Raw genomic sequence first — 2,618 nt, 5'->3', positions numbered from 1 at the left:
CGTCGCATCGTTGGCCGGCACAAACGGCGCAGCCTGCAGCAGGGCATGGCAACTGAGCAGCAAGGCAGCGGCCAGGCGGGCGGATTTCCAGGTGGACATGGTGGCGAGGAACGAAAAATGGGGGGAGGCGACGCGGTGCGCCGCCTCCGCGAGTCACGGCGAGGGAGCCGTGATCAATCCAGCGCCACTGGCTCGGTGGTGTCGCTGGCCGGTGGCTGGTCCACCGCATCGAGGTTGACCGGCTCCTCGGTTTCGCTGGCCGGCAGCTTGGCCACGTAGTCGATGTAGGCCTCGGGCGAGGCGAGTGCGGAGGACGGGATGCTGCCGCCGCCCTGCGGGTCGGACGTGCCGTCGTCGCTGCCGCCATTGCAGGCAGCGAGCAGCGCCAGCGCACCAGCCGCCAGCGTCATGAGATGAACGCGCTTCATGGCCGCCCCTTACTTGGTGCCGCCGATGGGCGTGTTCAGGTACGGAAAGCCGGCCATCAAGGGCACGACCGCCTGGTCCACCGCGTCATGCAGCTTCAGCGAGGTTTCGCCCAGCGGCACGGCCGAGGGCTTGCACGCCGCGCCGAACTTCAGCGCGTCGGTGTCGCCATTGGCCATGCACAGGCCGCCCATCACCGCGACCAGCGACACGTCGACCACGTCGTCCTTCGGTCGGCGGCCGTTCGGGAAGCCGGCGAAGTCGTTGCCACCGGCCAGGATGTTGCCCACCACGCCCAGGCGGTTCTGCTGCGCGAACGGCACCGGCGCAATGGCAGTGTTCAGCCGCAGCTCTTCCGAAGCCACCACGTTCTTCGGCTGGTTCAGGCCGCTGATGCCGGTGAGGAAGGTTGTGACCAGGTCGTTGCGCGGGTAGTTGGTCGGCGCGGTATTCGGCAGCGCCAGCGCGATCTCGATCAGCTTGGGCAGCGTCGGGTTGGTCACGTACTTGGCGAACTGCGCGTCGTCCTTGGGCTTGGCGCTGTTGAAGCGGTCCTTGTCCTTCAGGCCGATGACCACCTCATTGACCAGGGGCATGCCCAGGCGCGAGACCTGGGTCCAGGCGCCGCCGTTCTTGTCGGTGGTCTGGTGGCCGGGTTTGGGGTTCGGGTCCAGCATGCGGGCCTGGCGCATGCTGGCCGTGGTCCAGCCGCCAATCACCGTCTCGGTGCCATTGGTCAGGCAGCTGATCGGCACTTCCAGCGCCAGCGTGGTCACGTTCTTGTCGGCCAGCTGGTTGGGCACCGCGCCGATCAGCGTCGGATCGGTGATCACCGAAACCGGCGCGTTGACCAGGTCGAAGATGGTGCCCAGGTTGACCGCAAACGGGTCCTGGCGCTGGCCGACGAACATCTTGCCCGCCGTGCTGCAGCCCGGAATGTTGACGCTGTAGATGTGCTTGGCAGCGTAGGCCGCGTAGTCCGGAATCGTCTTCACGCCGATGTTGTCCACCGGCTTGGCAAAGGTGCTGGCGCCGCCGCTGGCATTGGTCACCACCTGCGTGCTGCCGCTGCGGCGGTCACCGCGCACCACGCTGACGCTGTAGCTCTCGGCCACATTGAGGTTGGTGTCGTTGACATTCGCCACCTGGCCGGCCTGGATCAGCGGAATGCCCACGCTCTGGTCGCCCACCGTCAGCGCAATGCCGGCGGCCGTGTTCTTGAAGCGGAACTGGAACGTCAGGTCCTCGACCGCGTCGCCGTTGTTGTCGATGTGGATCTCGTAGAGCGCGTTCGGGTCCATCGAGAAGTAGTTCGGGCCGCCATACGCGTCCTGCAGCGGCTGGTAGTTCGCGATCAGCGTGACGTAGCCGTCACGGCCGGTCTCGTAGCTGCGGAACATGTAGAAGTCCGAGGCATCAACCTTGGGCGAGGTCGTGATGAACGGGGCTTCACGGTGACTGGAGGCCTGGGCGGTGCCGGCCACGGCCAGCATGGCCGCGGCCACCAGGGGCAGCAGACGCAGAGGGGAACGCAACATGGAAGTCTCCTGGAAGAAAGTGCGCCAGCGCGGGGCCGGCGGTTGGGCAGAGCCGGCGAAGGGGGGCCTGCGATGACCCTCAACCCTTCCGACGACTCAGGCCTTTACGCAGCCGACACAAAGCCGGATGCGACTTTCTTCACGGAGACTTGTAAGCGGGTGTTCTCTGCTCCTGTCCTCAGGCCGCTTCCCAGCGGGCTTCGTCGTCCATCTTCGCCTGGCCTTGCGCGGCCAGCTTCAGCAGGTTCGCGCTCAGCGAGCGGGCAGCAATGCCATGGCGCGAGGCCGGCACGTCGCCATAGACCTCGGGCACCAGCGCCTGCACCGTCACCGGCGCGGCCTGCGCCCGCAGCGCGGCCAGCACCTTGTCCTCACGCGCCTGGCGGTGCGCCAGCAGCCGGCGCACCTCGGCCTGCGGCTCGGCGATCAGGAAGCCGTGGCCGGGTGCAAACCAATCCAGGTCCAGCGCCAGCAGGCTTTCGAGTGCCGCGCAGTAGGCGGCCATGTCGCCATCGGGCGGGTTGATGACCACGGTCGAGCCCTGCATCACATGGTCGCCGGTGAACAGCAGCCGCTCTTCCTCCAGCAGCCAGCAGACGTGGTTGGATGCATGGCCCGGCGTGGGCACCGCGCGCAGCGTGCAGCCTTCGCCGA

3 protein-coding genes are annotated in these 2,618 nt (G+C 67.3%); all 3 read right to left on the bottom strand.

Annotation, left to right across the window (positions count from 1 at the left end; all coding sequences use genetic code 11):
- Positions 1-173: 173 nt before the first annotated feature.
- Positions 174-428 (bottom strand): hypothetical protein, encoded by a 255-nt coding sequence (locus FKP22_RS26765; protein ID WP_141290996.1) that lies wholly within the window; start codon positions 426-428, stop codon positions 174-176.
- 9 nt (positions 429-437) lie between these two features.
- Positions 438-1,964, bottom strand: a complete 1,527-nt coding sequence (locus FKP22_RS26760; RefSeq protein ID WP_141290994.1) for a DUF4331 domain-containing protein — start codon at positions 1,962-1,964, stop codon at positions 438-440.
- 178 nt (positions 1,965-2,142) lie between these two features.
- The coding region (locus FKP22_RS26755; RefSeq protein WP_141290992.1) for an MBL fold metallo-hydrolase at positions 2,143-2,618 on the bottom strand (476 nt) is incomplete at its 5' end.

The sequence above is a fragment of the Ideonella azotifigens genome (assembly GCF_006519715.1).
GTDB classification, from domain to species: domain Bacteria; phylum Pseudomonadota; class Gammaproteobacteria; order Burkholderiales; family Burkholderiaceae_C; genus Ideonella; species Ideonella azotifigens.
The sequence above is the reverse complement of the archived record's forward strand: the minus strand, read 5'-3'. Positions and strand labels throughout refer to the sequence as shown.